Here is a 754-nt window from a genome sequence, read left to right on the forward strand (position 1 = left end):
TGGTGATTGCACGATCGGGGTTATTACCACAAATTGAAGGAATTGGAAGCTATGGGCGCAGTAAGTCTATTATAAGTCCCTATAGTACTTCTGGATCCTTTGGGGTAAGACTAAATCAAAGATTATTTGACGGTTTTATCACACAAAATATGTTTTTTTCAGCTCAGGTTAAGCTTCAAGCGCAGCGTGAATATCTTCGAAATGCTGAACAAAATATCTTTCTAGACACTGTAACCGCTTATGCTAATGTTTACCAAGCGCGTCGTATTGCTGATCTTCGTAAAGAAAATTTAGCTGCCCTCGAAGAGCAAGTTCGTTCGAATAAAGCAAAATTTGATGTAGGAGAGGGAGGGCGTGTTGATCTTTCTCAGGCACAAGCTGCACGTTCTGTTGCTGTTTCGGAACTAAGCCTTGCACGTGCTGATGTAAAGTCAGCAGAAGCAGTTTATCGACAAGTTATTGGTTCTGATCCTGAAAATTTAAAACGTCCACCAGTAGCAAAAGGTTTACCCGTAAATCTTAATGCTGCTTACCAAATGAGCGTTGCTCTGCATCCAGCAATTCTTTATGCAAAATATCTCGTTGATGCTAGCTTTTATAATGTAAAGGCAAAAGAAGGAACGTTACTTCCTAAAATTGATTTTTCTGCTGCGGCGTCTTATAATCGAATTTATAGTGGTATTGGAGAAGATGGAGTCTCTAAATCAATAGGGGTATCAGTGAGTGTTCCGATCTTTGAAGGAGGGCGTACGTC

At 40.3% G+C, this 754-nt stretch carries 1 protein-coding gene; it reads left to right on the plus strand.

Translation table 11 applies throughout. The annotated features are described in order from the left end of the window. A partial coding sequence (locus tag ACFINS_RS10175; protein ID WP_375706199.1) for a TolC family protein occupies positions 1-754 on the plus strand: 754 nt, incomplete at both ends.

It is taken from the genome of Bartonella sp. AA2SXKL, from assembly GCF_042197205.1.
GTDB lineage: Bacteria > Pseudomonadota > Alphaproteobacteria > Rhizobiales > Rhizobiaceae > Bartonella.